The organism is Brucella haematophila (assembly GCF_005938105.1).
Classification (GTDB): Bacteria; Pseudomonadota; Alphaproteobacteria; order Rhizobiales; family Rhizobiaceae; genus Brucella; species Brucella haematophila.
In genome coordinates, this window is record NZ_VCPE01000019.1 from 78620 (window position 1) to 96349 (window position 17730).

Genomic DNA, 17730 nt, shown 5'->3' on the forward strand with positions numbered 1-17730 from the left:
CATGTCCGTGTCTATGTCCGATCCGGTCCACCTGTCTATCGATGACGGCATTGCGCTGATCACCATCGATAATCCGCCCGTCAATGTCACATCGCGTGCGGTGCGTGAAGGGCTGATGGCGGCACTGGAGGGGGCACAGGCGGCGGGTGTCGGACGGGTTGTCCTGACCGGAGCGGGTAAGATTTTTGTGGCCGGGGCTGATGCGAAGGAATTTTCTGCGCCGCCGCAACCGCCACAACCGCCGCATCTGCCGGATATTGTCAGTCGTATCGAGACCTTTCCGGTGCCGGTTGTTGCCGCCATCAACGGTGCGGCGCTCGGTGGCGGGTTGGAGCTGGCGCTGGCTTGCGCTGCGCGCATTGCAGCGCTGAACGCAACGGTCGGCCTGCCGGAAGTAACGCTTGGCGTCGTGCCAGGTGCTGGTGGCACGCAACGTCTGCCGCGACTGGTCGGGCTGGAGAATGCGCTGTCGCTGATCTCCGAAGGCAAGGTGATCGGTGCCGTCGAGGCGGAAAAGATCGGCCTTGTCGATGCTTTGGCCGACAATACGGTGGAAGCAGCACGGCGCTATTCCTGGCTGGAACGCCCGGCGACCGGCGCACTACGTGGCCCTGTGCTCAACAACGCTGCAATCGAAGCGGCACGCAAGCAGGTGGCAAAACGCAGTCCGAACCAGATTGCGCCACAAAAGGCCATCGATCTGATCGAGGCGTCATGCACGCTGCCTTTGAATGAGGGGCTGGCGCAGGAGCGCGCCGTCTTTCTGGAGTTGAAGTCCAGCGATCAGGCGGCTGCTTTGCGCCATGTCTTTTTCGCCGAGCGCGCGGCGATGGGACAGGGCAAGACTGGTGGCGCGGATATCGCCTCCGCAGTGGTGGTTGGCGGCGGCACGATGGGGGCAGGCATAGCCTATGCGCTGGCCGGGCTTGGCATCGATGTAGCGCTGGTCGAGACCGATGAAGCAGGCGCGGCGCGTGCTCGCGCCAATATCGCCAAGCTCTATGGCGAGGCGGTCGCGCGCGGAAAATCCACGCCGGAAAAGGCCGAAGCGGATCAGGCGGCGCGGTTCCGTTTCCATGTCGGCTATGATGCATTGCCCGCAGCCGATATTGCTATTGAGGCGGTGTTTGAGGATATTGACGTCAAGCGCGCAGTCTTTACGGCGCTTGATGCCGCCTTGCCGGAAACGACCATTCTGGCGACCAATACGTCCTATCTCGACGTCAATCGCATTGCCGAAGTGGTGCGCAATCCTGCCCGCTTTCTGGGGCTGCATTTCTTCAGCCCCGCCCATGTGATGAAGCTTCTGGAAGTGATCCGCGCGGATGACACCAGCCCGGAAACACTCGCGACGGCCTTGCGCCTTGCAGGGCGGATGAAGAAAATCCCCGTATTGGCCGGTGTTTGCGACGGTTTCATCGGTAATCGCATTTTGACCCGCTATCGCCAGATCTGCGATATCATGCTGATCGAAGGCGCGTTGCCCGCTCAGATTGATGCCGCCATGCGCGGCTTCGGCATGGCGATGGGTCCATACGAGGTGCAAGACCTCTCTGGTCTCGACATCGCCTATGCCAACCGCAAGCGTCTGGGGTGGAAGACCAAGGCAGGTTTTCGCTACATTCCCATCGCTGACCGTATCGTGGATGAAACGGGTCGCCTCGGTCGCAAGACCAATGCGGGCTGGTACGATTATGAGGGCAGCAAGGCGTCACCTTCGGCGCTGATTGACACCATCGTCATCGAAGAATCAAAACGCGCCGGTATTGAGCGTCGCGCCTTCAGCGACGAGGAAATCGTTTCGCGCGCGACGACGGCGATGGTCGAGGAAGGTTTTCGCATTCTGGAAGAAGGCATTGCCGCACGTTCCGCCGATATCGATCTGGTGATGATCTATGGCTACGCATTCCCGCGCTGGCGCGGCGGGCCGATGCATTGGGCGGGGCGTGTCGGCTTTTCGGAAATAGAGCGACGTATCGCGGAATATGCGGCCAAAGACCGGGCCTCTTGGGCTGTGCCGAATCTGCTCGCGCAAGCTGTTGCCGAGGGCAAAACACCTGAAGACCTTTAGAACAATTACCTCCCAAACTTAGCCCTTCACGACGAAGCGTTCGGGCCTTCCGTCTCTGGCGGGAGGCCCACTTTTTTCTGCCGTTCCGCAACAATTAAGATGAGCTGGAACGAACTGGCTTTTTATAGTCTATAAAAAATATAGAAATACTTTTCTTATCAGTCCGCGCCGCCCAATCTAGGGTTTGAGCCAGACTGTCCAGGCCATCAAGACCGAAGGCAAGACGACAGAATCCCACCGACCGTCCAACCTTCGAGGCCTTAATTTATGACATCCAGCCTTATCTCCCGCCGCTCGTTTCTTGTGGGCAGCTCGCTTCTCGCAATCACCCTGTCGACGGCTGCCAAAGCCGCATCCAAAGCAACATCAAGCGCGACGAAAGCCGCAACGGGCGAGCCTGTCTCCGGCGGCACGCTGGTGATCGGGCAGTATCAGGAGCCGACCTTCTACGACCCCAACCGGCAATATTCCTGGGAAACCTACCGTCTCGACAAGCATATCTATGAATCGCTTTTGGCTGAAGATCTGAGCGTCACCTCGCAGGACGGTCCGCCGCCGCTGGTGCCCGCACTCGCGGTAAGCTATGAAGCCAATGACGACTTCACCCGCTTCAAGTTCAAGTTGCGGCGTGGCGTGAAATTCCATGACGGCGAGGATTTCAACGCCGACGCGCTGCACTTCAACATCCGTCGCTTCACCGACAAGGATTTCGAGTTCTACGACGTTCGCGCTGGCGCGACGATGAAGAATGTCTATGGCACGCTGACCGCCTTCAACATCATCGACGATCATACCGTCGAATATGTGTTCAGCGAGCCATTCCGCGAGTTCCCACGTATGCTGCCGCAAGGCAATTACGTGTCGGGCGTTTTCAGCCCGAAGGCATTGCGCACCTATGGGCAGGACGGTCTGGCCGAACATCCAACCGGCACGGGTCCGCTGAAATTTGTCGAACGTATTCGCAATGAAAAGACGGTTCTGCAGCGCAACGATGACTATTGGGGCACCAAGGCGCGTGTCGAGCGCATTATCTTCCGCCCGATCACCGACGATTCCACCCGCCTTTCGGCGTTGCAATCCGGCGAAATCGACATTCTGACACGCACCCCGACCGATGCCGTCGAAACGCTGACGGATGCGGGTTATCAGGTGCTGGACAGCACCGGCGCGGGTCAGCTTTTTCTCGGCTGGCACTTCACGAACAAATATGCCGCGTCGGCCAAGGTCCGGCAGGCGATTATTCAGGCCATCGACCGCGAAGGTATCGCAAAAACGCTTTTCCGCGGCCATGCCCTGCCGTCTTACAGCATCCTGAATATCGGCAATACGGCCTATGATCCGGCGCAGCGCGACCATGCCTATGATCCCGAGGCTGCCCGCAAACTTCTGACCGAGGAAGGCTTTAAGGACGGCGAGATTGCCTTCACCATAGTCACCGACGAAGCCAACCAGCCGACAATCGAGTGGATCCAGCGCGATCTGGCCAAGATCGGCATCAAGGTCAGCATCATCTCGCAGGAATGGCTGACCTATACCGCCAATCTCGGCAAGCTGCCGGATGATGTCGCGCTGTTTGCGATGGAATGGGGCTTCATCACCCCATATTGGCTCAAGCTGGTCTATCAGGGATATATTCTCGGTCATGGTGGCAAGGACGCAGTCGGCGAGGAAGCAGCAAAGCTCATCGCCGCCGCCACACGCGAACCCGATGAAGCCAAGGCGATTGCGCTCTGGAAGCAGGCCAATGGCGTGCTTCAGGAAAAGTCGGCGATCCTGCCGCTGCTGACCTTCACGCGCTACTTCACTGCTGCCGCCAATGTTCGCGGCTTCAACGCACCGGCGCAGAATTTCTACGATCTCAGCACGGTCTGGCTTGAAGCATGACACGTTATATCCTGCATCGCGTCCTACAGACGATCCCGGTCTTCTTCGTCATTTCGGCGCTGGTCTTCGTTGCCGTCCGGCTTGCGCCGGGCGACCCGATCAGCAACGCGCTACACGGACAGGTCTCGCAGGAATCGATCAATGCAATCCGCGCGCAATACGGTCTGGACCAGCCTTTGCTGGTCCAGTACGGCGTCTGGATCAAGGATCTTCTCTCCGGCACATGGGGTAATTCGCTGGCCCTGCGTGTGCCGGTCGCCAGCGTGCTCGGTCGCGCTTTCGCCAACACACTGATCCTGACGGGTGCAGCCGTGGCGATCTGCCTCGTGTTCGGCACATTGATCGGCCTCTTCTCCGGCCTGCGTCAGGGCAGCTTTGGTGATCGCGTCGTCATGCTGCTGGTTCAGGTGGCGCATAATCTTCCGGTGTTCTGGCTTGGTCTGATCCTGATCTGGATTTTCGGCGTCCAGCTGCGCTGGCTACCGGTATCGGGCATGTACAATGCGCGCGGCGATCAGGGGCTGGCCGACCTGCTGCGGCATCTGGTGCTGCCCGCTCTGTCGGCGGCGATCATCTCGATGCTGATCCTCGCCCGCATGGTGCGGTCCAGCGTGATCGACATCATGAACTCCGATTACATCCGCACCTATCGCGCGCTGGGCTTTCCCCAGGCATCCATTGTACGCCGCCACGTTGGGCGCAATCTGCTGAGCCCTGTCATCAACATGACCGGCTTGCAGATCGGCTATCTGCTGAGCGGCGTGATCTTCGTCGAAAACGTGTTTGCCTGGCCCGGCATTGGCACACAGCTCTACAACGCTGCCGCAGGTCGCGATTACCCGATGATCCAGGCTGGAACCATGCTGATTACCGGCTGCTTTCTGGCCGTCAATCTCCTCACCGATATTGCTCTCGATCTTCTGAACCCGCGGCTGTCCCGGACGGCGAGCGGCTCCAACTGATGAAAGGCGACTTCTCATGGCTATCGTGGAAACCACGCAAACCATCCTGTCCCGCGAGTTGGGCAGCTCAACCGCATCCCTGCGCTGGCATCGCCTGACACGCGACAGGCTGGTCTTGGCCAGTCTGGTGTTCATTCTTGCAGTCGTGGCGGTCTCGGTCGCAGCACCCTGGATTGCACCATATGATCCGAATGTTGCCGACGCGGCGCTGCGTCTCGCACCGGTTGGCACGCCCGACCATATCCTCGGCGTGGATGCGCAGGGTCGCGATATTCTGAGTCGGGTGATCTGGGGCGGGCGTTCCTCGCTGCTGGTCAGTGTCCTGCCGGTTGCGGCTGCGGTGCTGCTCAGCATCGCGCTTGGTCTTGCTGCTGGCTACAAGGGCGGCAAGCTTGCGGCCTTCATCATGCGCGTCATCGATCTGGCATTCGCCTTCCCGATGGTGCTGCTCGCCATTGGCCTTGCAACAGCCTTTGGCCCCGGCCTGTGGACTGTCGGTCTCACCATCATCTTCAGCGCCACGCCCTATCTCACCCGTGTCGTCTATGCCGAAGTGCGTGCAGAACGCGACAAGGAATATGTTGAAGCGGCGCAGGCGCTGGGCGCATCGCAGTTTGAAATCGTGTTCCGCGAAATTTTGCCCAATGTTGCAACCTCGGTGCTGGTTTACGGCACTACGATGGTTGGCGGCATGATCGTCTTTTCGGCGGGCCTCAGCTTTCTCGGTCTTGGCGCACAGCCGCCGACCGCCGATTGGGGGCGCATGGTGTCGGAAGGCTCGAAGGTCTTGATCCTCGGATCGGCGCATGTGGCCACGGTCCCGGCTCTGGTGATTGTCGCTGTGGCGCTGGCTTTCAACTGGTTGGGCGACGGCCTGCGCGATCTTCTCGATCCGCGCCGATGACGCATTTCTGGAAAGAATTGATATGACACTTCTGGACGTAAAAGGCCTTACCGTCGCCTTTGCCAATCGCGACCGCTACGATACGGCGGTCGAGAACATCGACTTCCGTATCGAGCCCGGCGAGATCGTGGCGCTCGTGGGCGAATCCGGTTCGGGCAAAAGCGTGACGGCTTCGGCCATCATGGGCTTGCTGCCGCAACGCAGCACACGGCTTGGCGGCAGCATCCGCTTTGAAGGGCAGGAATTGCTGGATCTTTCCGAGCGGGCACTGAACAGTGTGCGCGGCGCAGGCGTCAGCATGATCTTCCAGAACCCGCTGACCTCTCTCGATCCATCGTTCCGGATCGGCCAGCAGCTTGAAGAAAACCTGCGTTATCGCAAGCAATTGAGCGCCAGTGCGGCGCGGGAAGAAGCGCTCGGCTGGCTGCACAAGGTCGGCATCCGCAATGCGGAACGGGTCTTACGCTCTTTTCCGCATGAGTTGAGCGGCGGCATGCGGCAGCGCGTGATGATCACACTTGCCATCATGAACAATCCGAAGCTGCTGATTGCCGACGAGCCGACGACAGCGCTCGATGCCACGATCCAGAAACAGATTCTGGATCTGCTTCTGGATATCAACCGTGAGTTTGGCACGGCGATCCTGATGATCACCCATGATTTTGGCGTGGTGTCCTATCTCAGCCAGCGCGTTGCCGTGATGAAGTCAGGCAAGATCGTGGAGCAGGGGCCGACGGCGCAATTGCTGACCGAGCCGCAGAACGATTATACGCGCCGCCTCATCAATGCAGTGCCGGTTGTCGGCGACCGCATCGCCAATCCGTCTGCATCGCGCCGCATCGGCGTGGCGGCTTCAGCCGGGGCCGATCAGGGCGCAGTGCATGTGCGTTCCGACGAGGTGGTGCTCAGCCTTGAGGGCATTCACAAGGAATTTGCCAGCCATGCAGGTTTCTTCAGCGGCAAGGCGGCGCCTATCTCTGCCGTGCGCGATGCCACTCTCGATGTGCGCCGTGGCGAGATATTCGGTCTCATCGGCGAATCCGGTTCCGGCAAATCGACACTGGCGCGCCTTGCGGCCAAGCTTATCCCCGTCACCAGCGGTTCTATCCGCTTTCTGGGAGAGGATATCGGCACGCTGGATGCCGAGGCCAATCGCCGGTTCCGCAGCCGGTTCCAGTTCGTGTTTCAGGACAGCACCGCATCCCTCAATCCGCGCAAGACTGTTGGCGAACAGCTGATCGTCGCGCCGCTGCGTCTCAAGCTGGTGCAAAGCCGCAAGCAGGCGCTAGAGCAAGCCGCCGAAACGCTGGAGCGCGTGGGGTTACGCGCGCAACATCTCAATCGCTATCCGCATGAGTTTTCCGGGGGACAGCGCCAGCGCATCGGCATCGCCCGTGCGCTGGCCGTCAATCCGGAGTTCGTCATTCTCGATGAACCAACATCGGCGCTCGACGTCTCGATACAGGCGCAGATTCTCAATCTGTTGCTCGATCTCAGAGAAAGCCTGAACCTGACCTATCTCGTCATCGGCCATAACCTGCCGGTTATCGAGTTTCTCTGCGACCGCGTCGCGGTCATGGAACAAGGCCGGATATTGGAAACCTTCAATGCCGTCGACCTTTTTGCCAACGGCAAGCACCCATCCACGCGCAAGCTTATCGAATCCGTTCTGCCCATCCGCCGGGTGCAGCAGCCTGCGGACCAAAGCGCGCACCTCAATGCAATACAGGAGTTAGCATGACACAGTCCCAACAGGTGGCGCTGGAGCCAATCTGGCCGCAGGTGCCGGATTCACAATTCGAGACGCTGGCAGCCCGGTTCCGGCCCATCTTCGCGAAAATCCGCGCCGGTGCGGTGGAGCGGGATCGCAACCGAATCCTGCCGGTCGAAGAGCTGCAATGGCTGCGTGCTGAAAAGTTCGGCGCAATCCGTGTTCCGCGCGAACATGGCGGCTATGGCGCAAGCCTTGTTACGCTTTTCGCGCTGCTGATCGAACTGGCGGAAGCCGATTCCAATCTTGCGCAGATTTTGCGTGGTCATTTCGGTTTCATTGAAACGTTGTTGCCTGATCCCACCAGCCCGTGGAGTGCACGCTGGCTGACGCTTGCCGGTGCCGGTGACTGGTTCTCGCCAGCTCATACGGAGCCTGGAGATTCCCGCCACGGCAGCTTTGCAACTGTCGTGACTGATGGACCGGAAGGACCAGAAATCAATGGACGCAAGTTCTATACGACCGGCGCTTATTATGCCGACTGGATCGGCGTCACCGCGGGGCGAAACGATGCATGGGTTACCGTCGTGGTTTCCACCAAGGCGGAAGGGCTTACCATCATCGACGATTGGGATGGGTTCGGTCAGGCACTGACGGCCAGCGGCACAACCATCTTCGACCATGTGAAACTCGACGAAGCGGATTTCGTTTCAGCGCTCACGCAGGCCGAACATCTGTCGTCGGTCTATCAGTTGACACATCTGGCGACACTGTCGGGTATCGGACGCGCAGCCGCGAGCGAGACGGCCACCTATATTGCCGAACGCCGCCGCACCTATGCCCATGGCAATGCCGATACGGCGCGGGAAGACCCGCAGATTTTGCAGGTCGTAGGCTCTGTCTTTGCCAAGGTTTACGGCGCCAATGTCGCCACGATAACCGCAACGACGACGATTGAGCGCTTCTTCGAAAAACTGCTGAAGGGTGAAGCCACGGAAGACGACCGCGTGCGGCTCGATGTGGAAGTGTTTCAGGCGCAGGTCGCGACAGCCACCCAGATTCTGGAGGCGACGACCTTGCTGTTCGGCGGGCTTGGCGCATCGGCGCTCAGCAAGTCGCGCGGTCTGGACCGGCTTTGGCGCAATGCGCGGGCGATTTCCTCGCACAATCCTCTGATCTATCGCGAGCGGCAAATCGGCGATTATGTGGTCAATGGCAATGGGCCGCAGAATATCTGGGGCGCCAGTCCTGCCAGGAACACGCAGACTGCCGAAGAGCTTCAACCGGCAAAGGCGGATGCAGCATGAAAAAGATCATCTATAACGCCTTCGCGCATGTCACGCCGAACCACCACAGCCATGGCTATTGGCGGCATCCTAATGGCCGCCATCAGGTGGATTTCAAAAAGCTCCAGCCCTGGATCGAACTTGCACAGGAAGCCGAACGCGGCTTTTTCGATGCGGTTTTTCTGGCAGATGTTGCCGGTGTTTACGACAAGTTTCGCGGCGGAAAGGAAACCTCGATCCGCACCGCGATGCAGTTTCCGAGCCACGATCCGGCAAGTCTCGTTTCGGCGCTGGCCGCCGCCACGAAACATATAGGCTTTGCGGTGACAAGTTCGGTCTTGCAGGAGCATCCTTTCGGCTTTGCCCGCAAGATGTCGACACTTGATCACTTCACTGACGGGCGTGTGGCGTGGAACATCGTCACCTCCTATCTCGACAATGCCGCCCGCAATTACGGTCTGGAAGCGCTGCCGCAGCATGACGACCGCTATGCCTGGGCCGAGGAATATCTCGAAGTCGTCTACAAGCTGTGGGAAAGCAGCTGGGAAGACGATGCGCTGCAAGCCGATGCCGAGCGCGAGATTTATGCCGATCCGGCCAAGGTGCACACGATCAATCATGTGGGCGAGCGCTATCGTGTTGAGGGTCCGCATATTGTCGAGCCGTCACCGCAACGCACGCCCTTCCTGTTTCAGGCAGGAGCGTCGGAAGCAGGACGCGATTTTGCAGCCAAACATGCGGAAGCGACCTTCATTCCTGCCCGGACGCCCGAAGGCGCACGGCAGGACATTGAAGACATACGCGCCCGCGCCATTGCCTTCGGACGCCAGCCGGACGATCTCAAGTTCATCGTTTCTCTGGCGCCGGTGATTGGCGCGACTGAAGAGGAGGCGCATCGCAAGCGCCGCGAGCTGAAGGAATGGTTGAGCATCGAGGCGTTGCAGTCGTTCTGGAGCGGCGGCATGGGCGTCGATCTCTCAGATATTGATCCGACGCGGCGGCTCGATGAAATTCTGGAGACCAATTATGTGCGCGGCAATGTGCGGGCCTTCATTCAGGCCGCACCGAGCGGCGTCGTCACCTTCGGCGATCTTCTCAAGGAAACTGTTTCGGGCCGTTTTGCCGGCACGCCGGAACAGGTGGCAGACGAAATACAGCGCTATGTCGATGTGGGTGTCGATGGCTTCAACATTGTCCCGGTGACGACGCTTGGCTGGTGGCCGGAATTCGTGGACGGCGTGGTGCCGGTGCTACAACAGCGCGGCCTGATCCAGACCGAATATCGGGAAGGAACGCTGCGCGAAAAGATCAGCGGAAAGAGCGCTCGACTGCCAGCCTATCATGCAGGCCGCAACTGGCCGGTAACGCAAGTCGCCGCCGAATAGAGCATTTCCAGCAAAAGTGCGAAGCGGTTTTGCGTCCGGAAATGCTAAAAAACAAAAACTTAGAGCGGTTCCGACGATTCCGTCAAACAGGAACCGCTCTAGATATAGCGGAGCGCCGATCACTCGGCGCTCCGCTTCAGATATTATCGTGCCAAACCTGCATCTTGCAGGAACTTGACCGACGGCATGATCTTGTTCTTGTCGCGCAGTTCGAGGATCAGGCGCGGATTGCTTTCCAGCTGGGCCAGAGCGGCGAAAACGCCATGCCAGCGTATGGTGCCTTCACCGATGCCCCAATGACGATCCGCATGGCCGTCCGCATCCTGCAGATGGACGTGCTGCAGGCGGTTGCCTGCACGGCGGATAAAGTAATCGACAGGATGCGCGCCAAGCGAGCCATAGGTGAAATGGGCATGGCCGGTATCGACTGAAACCGCGACCGATGGCGACTGGAAGCTGTCTGCGAGCAGGCAGCGCGCGTCGGTGTCGATGTCTTCGATATTCTCGATCACCAGCGTGCAGCCGATTTCTTCGGCGCGCTTGACGACTGGCGCCAGCGTTTCATGGGCATAGTCCACGATCTGCGGGCCGCTTTCCGGGAAATTGTCGATATTGTTATAGGTCCAGAAATTATAGGGGCTGTGAATCACCATCTGCGTAGCGCCGATGAATTCACAAACCTCCAGTCCCTGAAGATAACGCTCAGTGACGATCTTGCGAATGTCTTCGTCCTGATTGGAGAAGTTGAGACCCCAGAAAGGACCGTGAATGCCAAGGCGGCCCTTGTAGCCGTCAAGCAAGGTCTTGATGCGGCTTGCTGGTGTCTTCCAGTCTGCTTTCAGGAGAGCAACATGGACAAAATCCTGTATCTCCAGATCGCGGTTTTCCGACAGGATGAAATCGAGATTTTCTTCGAGATAGGACAGCGGCACGGCTGCGCCGAGAAGCGGCAGGTCGGACATAATCAATTTCCTGGATTGACCGGAAGCCATAAGGATAGAGCGGTTCTGCCTCGCCTCCGGATTGATGTGCAGGCAGAACCGTTGTTCAGGTAATATGTGTCAGGCTGTGGCTTCAGCCAGTGCCAGACGCGATGCGATCACCAGATCGGGACTGTCGGAGGTGATGTAGGCAACGTCACGCTCCATCCAGCGGTCGATCAGTGCGCGATCATTGAGCGTCCACACGCCAAGGCGGTCCTTGGGAAACAGCGACGTGATGCGATCGAATTCGGCTTCGAACAATTCGTGGTGAACACCCACATAACGGACCAGAGGTTCAACACTGCGGAAGAAGGTTTCCAGCCCGCCATTGCGCTCCACCCATTGTGCGTTGAGTGAAATCAGCCGGTCGATTTCCGGCGCGATTTCCGCGCAATGTTCAACCACGCTGCGGTCGAAGGAGTGCAGCACGACATGATCGCCAATGTTGCGGGCGCGGATGATTTCCACGGCCTTTTCCACCAGACCGTGATAGGGCTTGCCGTCCGAGCCGGATTTCAGTTCGACATAGAGAAGCACGTCCGGCCGCGCGGCGAAGACATCGAGCACGTCCTCGAAGGTGGGGATGTGATCGGCGGTAACCGTGCCCTGTTCGTCTTTCAGCCGAACGGCGCGACGACCAGCATCATCAAGCGCGCGCACGTCACCGGAGCCTGTAGTGGTACGGTCGAGCGAGGCGTCATGAATGACGAGAATTTGCCCGGCATCAGTCAGGTGAAGATCGAACTCCACGCTATCGATGTCGAGGTCCAGAACGTTGCGAAAGCCGGTGAGCGAATTTTCCGCCCACAGGTTGCGAGCGCCGCGATGGGCCATGATCTTTTTCATGTTTTGTGTCCTTACTGAACGGTCGGGTCGAGCTTGTCGCGAAGCCAGTCACCCAGAAGCGAAATGGAGAGGGTCGTCAGAACGATCACCAGTGCCGGAGCCAGCATTATCCACGGCGCACGTGTCAGATATTCGCGCGCGAACCCAACCATATTGCCAAGCGACGATTCTGGCGGCTGAACGCCGAGACCGAGGAAGGAAAGGCCGGATTCCATCAGGATGATTTCCGGAAATGTCAGCGTCATCGAGACGATCAGCGTCGAGGCGACATTGGGCAGGATATGACGGAAATAGACGCGGAATGGTGTTGCACCGAGCTGCATCACAGCGCTGGCATAGCCCTGTGCTCCGGCGGAAATGGCAAGGCCACGCGCGATACGGGCATAGCGTTCCCAGCCGTAGAAACCCATCAGGCCGATCAACAGCGGCATGGAATTGCCGAAGAAGGCGAGCACCGCAAGCGCCAGCACCATGAAGGGCAGGGCGGCCTGAAAATCGGCGAGCATCAACACGATGTGCTCGACCCAGCCGCGAAAGCGGGCGGCGAGAAAGCCCAGCAAAGTGCCGAAGACGGCAGACAGGATCGTCGCGCCAAAGGCAATCACCAGCGACACGCGGATCGACTGGATCAGGCGCGAATAAACATCGCGGCCCAACTCATCTGTGCCGAGCCAGTGTCCGGGTGATCCCACCGGAACAAGCCGCGCCATCAGGTCCATCTTGGTGATGGAATAGGGCCGCAGATAGTCGGCAAAGATCACGACGAACAGCATTAGCGCCAGCCAGAAACAGGCAAAGGCGACGCTCATCGGCATGGTGGTGCGCAGGCGCGTGATGAGCGCAGGCGCCTTGACGGTGGGGGTGGGGATCAGAGCAGTATCGGTCATTGCGTCCACCTCAATGCGCGGCTTTGGTGCGCAGGCGCGGGTCGAGAACGCCGTAGAGCACATCGACAACGAGATTGGAGATCACCATGCAGCTTGCAATAATCAGCAGCAGGCATTGCACCACGGCGAGGTCGCGATTGGCGACCGACACCACCAGAAGGCGGCCAATGCCGGGCCATGAGAAGATGGTTTCGACCACCACCGCCCCGGCAATCAGTGCGCCGACCATGAAGCCGACGATGGTGACAATCGGCACCGATGCGTTGGGCAAAGCGTGTTTCCACACCACATCGCTCCAGCTGATACCTTTGGCCGATGCCGTGCGGATATAAGGCTGTCCCAGCACTTCGATCATGGCCGAGCGTGAGAACCGCGCCAGAACCGCCGTGCCGCCAATGGCGATGGTGAGGGTCGGCAGAATGCCGTGAATCCATGTATCGCTGCCGCCGGATGGCAGCACGCCGAGCTGCACCGAGAAGATCAGTACCAGCACCAGACCGAGCACGAAAGACGGCACGGTGAAGCCGAGGATCGACAGGGTGATGACGCCACGGTCGGCGATGCCCTGACGGTGCAGCGCGGCGTAGACGCCTGCCGGAATGCCGAGGCAGAGCTTGATGATGAGCGCCGGAATGGTGATCTGGAGCGTGGCGGGCACACGTTGCAGCACCAGATCGATAGCCGGTGCCTTGTCGCGCATCGAGATGCCGAAATCGAAGCTCAATATGCCCTTGAGATAGGACAGATATTGCAGCCAGATGGGGTCGTCGAGGCCCCACGCCTTGCGGAAGGCATCGATGGATTCCTGTGGCGCATCAGGGCCGAGCATGATCTGCGCCGGGTCACCGGACATGCGCAGCACCACGAAGGCAAAGGTCATCACCAGAAAGACGGTGATCAGCGCGCGGAAAAGACGGGACGCTATGAAGGTAAGCATGGGTGCCTCACGCAGCGCTTTTCGCCGGCTCAACGAAGTGACAAGCCGTACGCCGGTCAAAGCCGGTTGATTCCAGATCGGGCATCGTCGTCGGGCATTGAAAGCCCGCCACCGGACACCGGGGATGAAACACGCAACCGCTTGGGCGGTTTGCGGGGTTTGGCGGTTCACCCTTGAGGATCATGCGCTGGTTGAATTTCTTGCCCGGTATGGGAACGGAAGACACCAAGGCCTTGGTATAGGGGTGCTGGGGTGTTTCGAAGATGACGCCGGAGCTTGCCTCTTCGACGATCTTGCCGAGATACATGACGGCGACGCGGTCGCAGATGTTGCGCACGACCTTCAGATCGTGGCTGATGAACACCATGGCGATGCCATGTTTTTCTTGCAGGTCGCGCAGCAGATTGACCACCTGCGCCTGAATGGAAACATCGAGCGCGGAAACCGGTTCGTCGCAGACCAGCAGCCTAGGGCTGGTTGCAAGGGCTCGGGCGATGATGACGCGCTGGCGCTGGCCGCCGGACAATTCATGCGGATAGCGTTCGCCCTGATCACGGCGCAGCCCGACGGATTGCATCAGTTCGCTGACGCGTTCCTTCAGTTCCGCGCCGGAAGCTAGCCCATGAATTTGTAGCGGCTCGCCGATCTGTGCCGCAATCGGCAGGCGGCGATCCAGTGCCGCCAAGGGGTCCTGAAAGACAAGCTGCATCTGCGCCCGCAATTTGCGCCAATCAGCTGTGTGGCGGCGCGGCAATGGCTTGCCGTCGAACAGAACCTCGCCCTCGGTGGCGTCGTCTATGCCAAGCAGCATGCGCCCGAGCGTGGACTTGCCGCAGCCGGATTCACCGACGATGCCAAGCGTCTCGCCGGGCTGGACACGCAGGCTGACCCCATCCACCGCCTTGACCGGATCGGCTTTTTTGAAGAGGCCGTCGCTCCGGTAAACCCGTACCAGATTGTTTGCTTCGAGCAGGAAACTCATGCCAGAGCGCCTTCTGTCGGGATGGTGCGGCTGTGATAGACGTGCGATGCCGCGCTTTCCGCATGGGGGTGAAAGCAGGCGACCTTCTGGCCGTTTCGCATCAGAAGATCGGGAATTGCGCTCATGCATGTGTCACTGGCTTGCGCACAGCGTGGCGCGAATGCGCAGCCTGTCGGGAGATTGCGCGGATCGGGCACGGTGCCGGGAATGGCGCGCAGTCGCTCACGTCCGCCGTCAAGACGCGGGATCGCTTCGAACAGTCCCCGCGTATAGGGGTGCTGTGGCCTGTCGAACAGTTCGATGGTCGGGCCGCTTTCAACGATACGCCCGGCATACATCACACAGACGCGTTCGCAAATCTGGCTGACCGCGCCGAGGTCGTGGCTGATGAACACAACGGCCATGCCGGTTTCGCGGCGAATCTGATCCAGAAGATCGAGAATCTGCGCCTGAATGGTTACATCAAGGGCTGTGGTGGGTTCGTCGGCGATGAGGACGTCAGGCTGACCGGCCAGCGCGATAGCTATCATTAGCCGCTGGCACTGGCCGCCGGAAAACTCATGCGGATAGAGATTGAAACGGCGCGCCGCATCGGGAATGCCGACACGTTCCATCAACTGGACAGCTTCGCTGCGCGCTGCCTTGTCTTTCAGGCCGCGATGCAGCGACAGCGATTCGACGATCTGATGGCCGACTTTCTTGACGGGATTGAGCGACGAACTCGGATCCTGAAAGATCATGGCGATACGCCCGCCGCGAACGCTTTCCTTGACGGAGCGGGCGGAGCCAACCAGCTCCCGACCGTCGACCTTGACCGAGCCTGACACGGAAGCCTTGCCGGGGAGAAGCCCAAGGGCGGCAAGCCAGGTCACGGACTTTCCGCAGCCGGATTCACCGACAAGGCCCAGCGTTTCACCGCGGCTCACGTCGAGATCGATTCCGTGCAGAACCTGCACGCCGCTGAAAGAGACCTTCAAGTCCCGGATGGAGACGAATGCCACGGTCGTCCCTTTCTTTCGGTCAATCGCGGTCTTTTGCGATTATCGATGCAATTTCATTGGGAATGAGAAGGCTGGCATTGTGAAATGCCAGCCCTGGTCTGTGGATCAGACGTTCCAGTTGGTGGAGCGGAAATCCATGGCGAATGCCGGTGCGGCCTTCCAGTTCAGTTCCTTCTTCATGCCGGTGAAGACGGCATTCTGGTGCAGAACATTGTAGGCCGGGTCTTCGCGCTCGCAGATTTCCAGCATGCGCTTGATGGCTTTCTTGCGCTGGTCGCGGTCGGTGGATGTTTCCATGATGACCGACAGTTTGTTGACCTCGTCGTTCGACCAGTCCTTCTTCTGCTGGGCTTCACCATTCGGGCCGAACTGGACCACCAGCGGCGTGATCGGATCGTTGATGTTGTTGGATGCCGACCAGTCACGAACGCCCTTGACGCCTTCCGGATCGTGAATCTGCGCCCAGTTTTCCTTCATCTCGATCTCGACATTCAGGCCGACCTGCTTCCACATTTCCACCAGAACCTGCGCCGTCGGCGTCTGGTTGGTGTAGTAGTTGTTCAGCAGGCGGTAAGGGATGGCATCGCCCTTGTAATTGGCCTGCTTGAGGAGATCACGCGCCAGTTCAGGATCGAATTTCGGCGGCTGCCAGTCATCGATGAACATGTCGGAGGTGCGGAAGCTCTCAAATTGCATGCCAGCCGGTACAACCGTCTGACCAGCCCACAGCGCATCGACAATCGCCTGACGGTCGATCGAATGGGTCATGGCACGGCGCACCAGCGGATTGCGCAGGATTTCGTTCTGCGTGTTGAAAACGGTGATGCGGTGGTTCCAGATGGTCGAGCTTTGGATTTCGAGGCCCGGATTGGCGGTAACGGTGCCGATCTGGTCTGGCGGCAGATCGCAGGCAAAGTCGTACTGGCCGGAGATCAGGCCGTTCACGCGGCTTGCAACTTCCGGCACTTCGACGAAGCGGATTTGCTGTAGCGGCGGCTGGCCACCCCAATATTCGTCGTGGGCTTCGAGAACGAGTTCAACGTCCGGCTTGTAGCTGGCAACCTTGTAAGGTCCGGTCGTGACCGGCTTGCGCGCCCATTCGGCATAAGACTTGGATTCATCCCAGGCGCGCTTGTTGGCGATCTGCGAGCCGAAGGCATAGAGGCGACCTTCGAGCGTGACATCCGGCGTCGCATTGTGGAAGCGGACCGTATATTTGTCTACGGCTTCGACACCGCGCAGCGCGGGCCAGAGACGGCGCGAAATGCCGGGGATGGCGGCAGGCAGTTCTTTTTCCGTCTGCGGCTTGAAATTGGCTTCATAAAGCGTCTTGCCGCCAGCAGGCTCGGTGCCGGCAAAAAGGCGCTCGTCGGAGAAGGAGAAAACCACGTCTTCGGCGGTCAGTTCATCGCCATTGTGGAACTTCACGCCCTGACGCAGCTTCAGTTCGATGGTCTTGTCGTCGAGACGCTTCCATTCGGTGGCGAGGCCCGGAACCGGACCCTGATTGCCCATCCAGTCGCGCAGGATCAGGCCTTCCCACAGGTTCGGGAAGAAAACGCGCTCGCCGACATTCGACTGTTCGTTCCAGATGTCGAGCGTGTTGTTGTTGGTGATCTTCTGAACGGCGACGGTGACCGAGCGGCGCTGATTGGCGCGGACAATCCCTGGCATGATGAACGTGCCAGCGGCAGCGCCCATGAGGCCCAAAGCGTGACGACGATTGATAAGCATGTTTTCCCCGATCCGTAGCGGCCGCGGAAATCCGCTGGCCAGACTAAAACTGAGGGCGGGGAATAGGCCTCAAATGTAACAGGCTTTTCTCAGTTGCTTGAAGCTTTCTTGACACTCTTGTGTATAAATCATCGCCCATGCATATATGTTAAGTTGA

At 59.4% G+C, this 17730-nt stretch carries 14 protein-coding genes; 7 read left to right on the forward strand and 7 right to left on the reverse strand.

Annotation, left to right across the window (positions count from 1 at the left end; translation table 11 throughout):
- Nucleotide 1: 1 nt before the first annotated feature.
- The 7 genes from FGI60_RS22200 (at nt 2) to FGI60_RS22230 (ending at nt 10203) form a co-directional block, all read left to right on the forward strand.
- Entirely contained in the window at nt 2-2071 is a 2070-nt protein-coding gene (locus tag FGI60_RS22200) for an FAD-dependent oxidoreductase (RefSeq protein ID WP_235889898.1), read from the forward strand.
- Nucleotides 2072-2338: 267 nt separating this feature from the next.
- The gene (locus FGI60_RS22205) at nt 2339-3955 is read left to right on the forward strand and encodes an ABC transporter substrate-binding protein (protein WP_138787036.1); all 1617 of its coding nucleotides are present in this window, start codon (nt 2339-2341) and stop codon (nt 3953-3955) included.
- A complete protein-coding gene (locus FGI60_RS22210) occupies nt 3952-4917 on the forward strand; it encodes an ABC transporter permease (protein WP_138787037.1) in 966 nt (321 codons plus the stop codon). The genes FGI60_RS22205 and FGI60_RS22210 overlap by 4 nt, the downstream gene beginning before the upstream one ends.
- 16 nt (nt 4918-4933) lie before the next feature.
- A complete protein-coding gene (locus FGI60_RS22215) occupies nt 4934-5821 on the forward strand; it encodes an ABC transporter permease (RefSeq protein ID WP_138787038.1) in 888 nt (295 codons plus the stop codon).
- Between the two features lie 22 nt (nt 5822-5843).
- Nucleotides 5844-7562, forward strand: a complete 1719-nt coding sequence (locus FGI60_RS22220; protein ID WP_138787039.1) for a dipeptide ABC transporter ATP-binding protein — start codon at nt 5844-5846, stop codon at nt 7560-7562.
- Nucleotides 7559-8839 carry an acyl-CoA dehydrogenase family protein gene (locus FGI60_RS22225; protein ID WP_138787040.1) on the forward strand — a complete coding sequence of 427 codons (1281 nt, stop codon included), beginning with the start codon at nt 7559-7561 and terminating at the stop codon, nt 8837-8839. The genes FGI60_RS22220 and FGI60_RS22225 overlap by 4 nt, the downstream gene beginning before the upstream one ends.
- The gene (locus tag FGI60_RS22230) at nt 8836-10203 is read left to right on the forward strand and encodes an LLM class flavin-dependent oxidoreductase (RefSeq protein ID WP_138787041.1); all 1368 of its coding nucleotides are present in this window, start codon (nt 8836-8838) and stop codon (nt 10201-10203) included. Before FGI60_RS22225 ends, FGI60_RS22230 begins: the two co-directional genes overlap by 4 nt.
- Nucleotides 10204-10346: 143 nt before the next feature.
- On the opposite strand, the gene FGI60_RS22235 is transcribed toward FGI60_RS22230, so the two are convergent.
- From FGI60_RS22235 to FGI60_RS22265, 7 genes are all read right to left on the reverse strand, one after another.
- The gene (locus tag FGI60_RS22235) at nt 10347-11165 is read right to left on the reverse strand and encodes a sugar phosphate isomerase/epimerase family protein (RefSeq protein ID WP_138787042.1); all 819 of its coding nucleotides are present in this window, start codon (nt 11163-11165) and stop codon (nt 10347-10349) included.
- Between the two features lie 99 nt (nt 11166-11264).
- Nucleotides 11265-12032, reverse strand: coding sequence for a glycerophosphodiester phosphodiesterase family protein (locus FGI60_RS22240; RefSeq protein ID WP_138787043.1), 768 nt, complete (start codon nt 12030-12032; stop codon nt 11265-11267).
- Nucleotides 12033-12043: 11 nt separating this feature from the next.
- Nucleotides 12044-12919 (reverse strand): ABC transporter permease, encoded by an 876-nt coding sequence (locus FGI60_RS22245; RefSeq protein WP_138787044.1) that lies wholly within the window; start codon nt 12917-12919, stop codon nt 12044-12046.
- A 10-nt stretch (nt 12920-12929) separates the two neighbouring features.
- The gene (locus FGI60_RS22250; RefSeq protein ID WP_138787045.1) at nt 12930-13856 is read right to left on the reverse strand and encodes an ABC transporter permease; all 927 of its coding nucleotides are present in this window, start codon (nt 13854-13856) and stop codon (nt 12930-12932) included.
- 7 nt (nt 13857-13863) lie between these two features.
- Nucleotides 13864-14838: an ABC transporter ATP-binding protein gene (locus tag FGI60_RS22255; RefSeq protein ID WP_138787046.1), complete on the reverse strand. Its 975-nt coding sequence runs from the start codon at nt 14836-14838 to the stop codon at nt 13864-13866.
- Nucleotides 14835-15839, reverse strand: coding sequence for an ABC transporter ATP-binding protein (locus FGI60_RS22260; RefSeq protein ID WP_138787047.1), 1005 nt, complete (start codon nt 15837-15839; stop codon nt 14835-14837). The genes FGI60_RS22255 and FGI60_RS22260 overlap by 4 nt, the downstream gene beginning before the upstream one ends.
- Nucleotides 15840-15944: 105 nt before the next feature.
- On the reverse strand, nt 15945-17573 hold the full coding sequence (locus FGI60_RS22265) for an ABC transporter substrate-binding protein (protein WP_138787048.1): 1629 nt from the start codon (nt 17571-17573) through the stop codon (nt 15945-15947).
- Between the last annotated feature and the right edge of the window lie 157 nt (nt 17574-17730).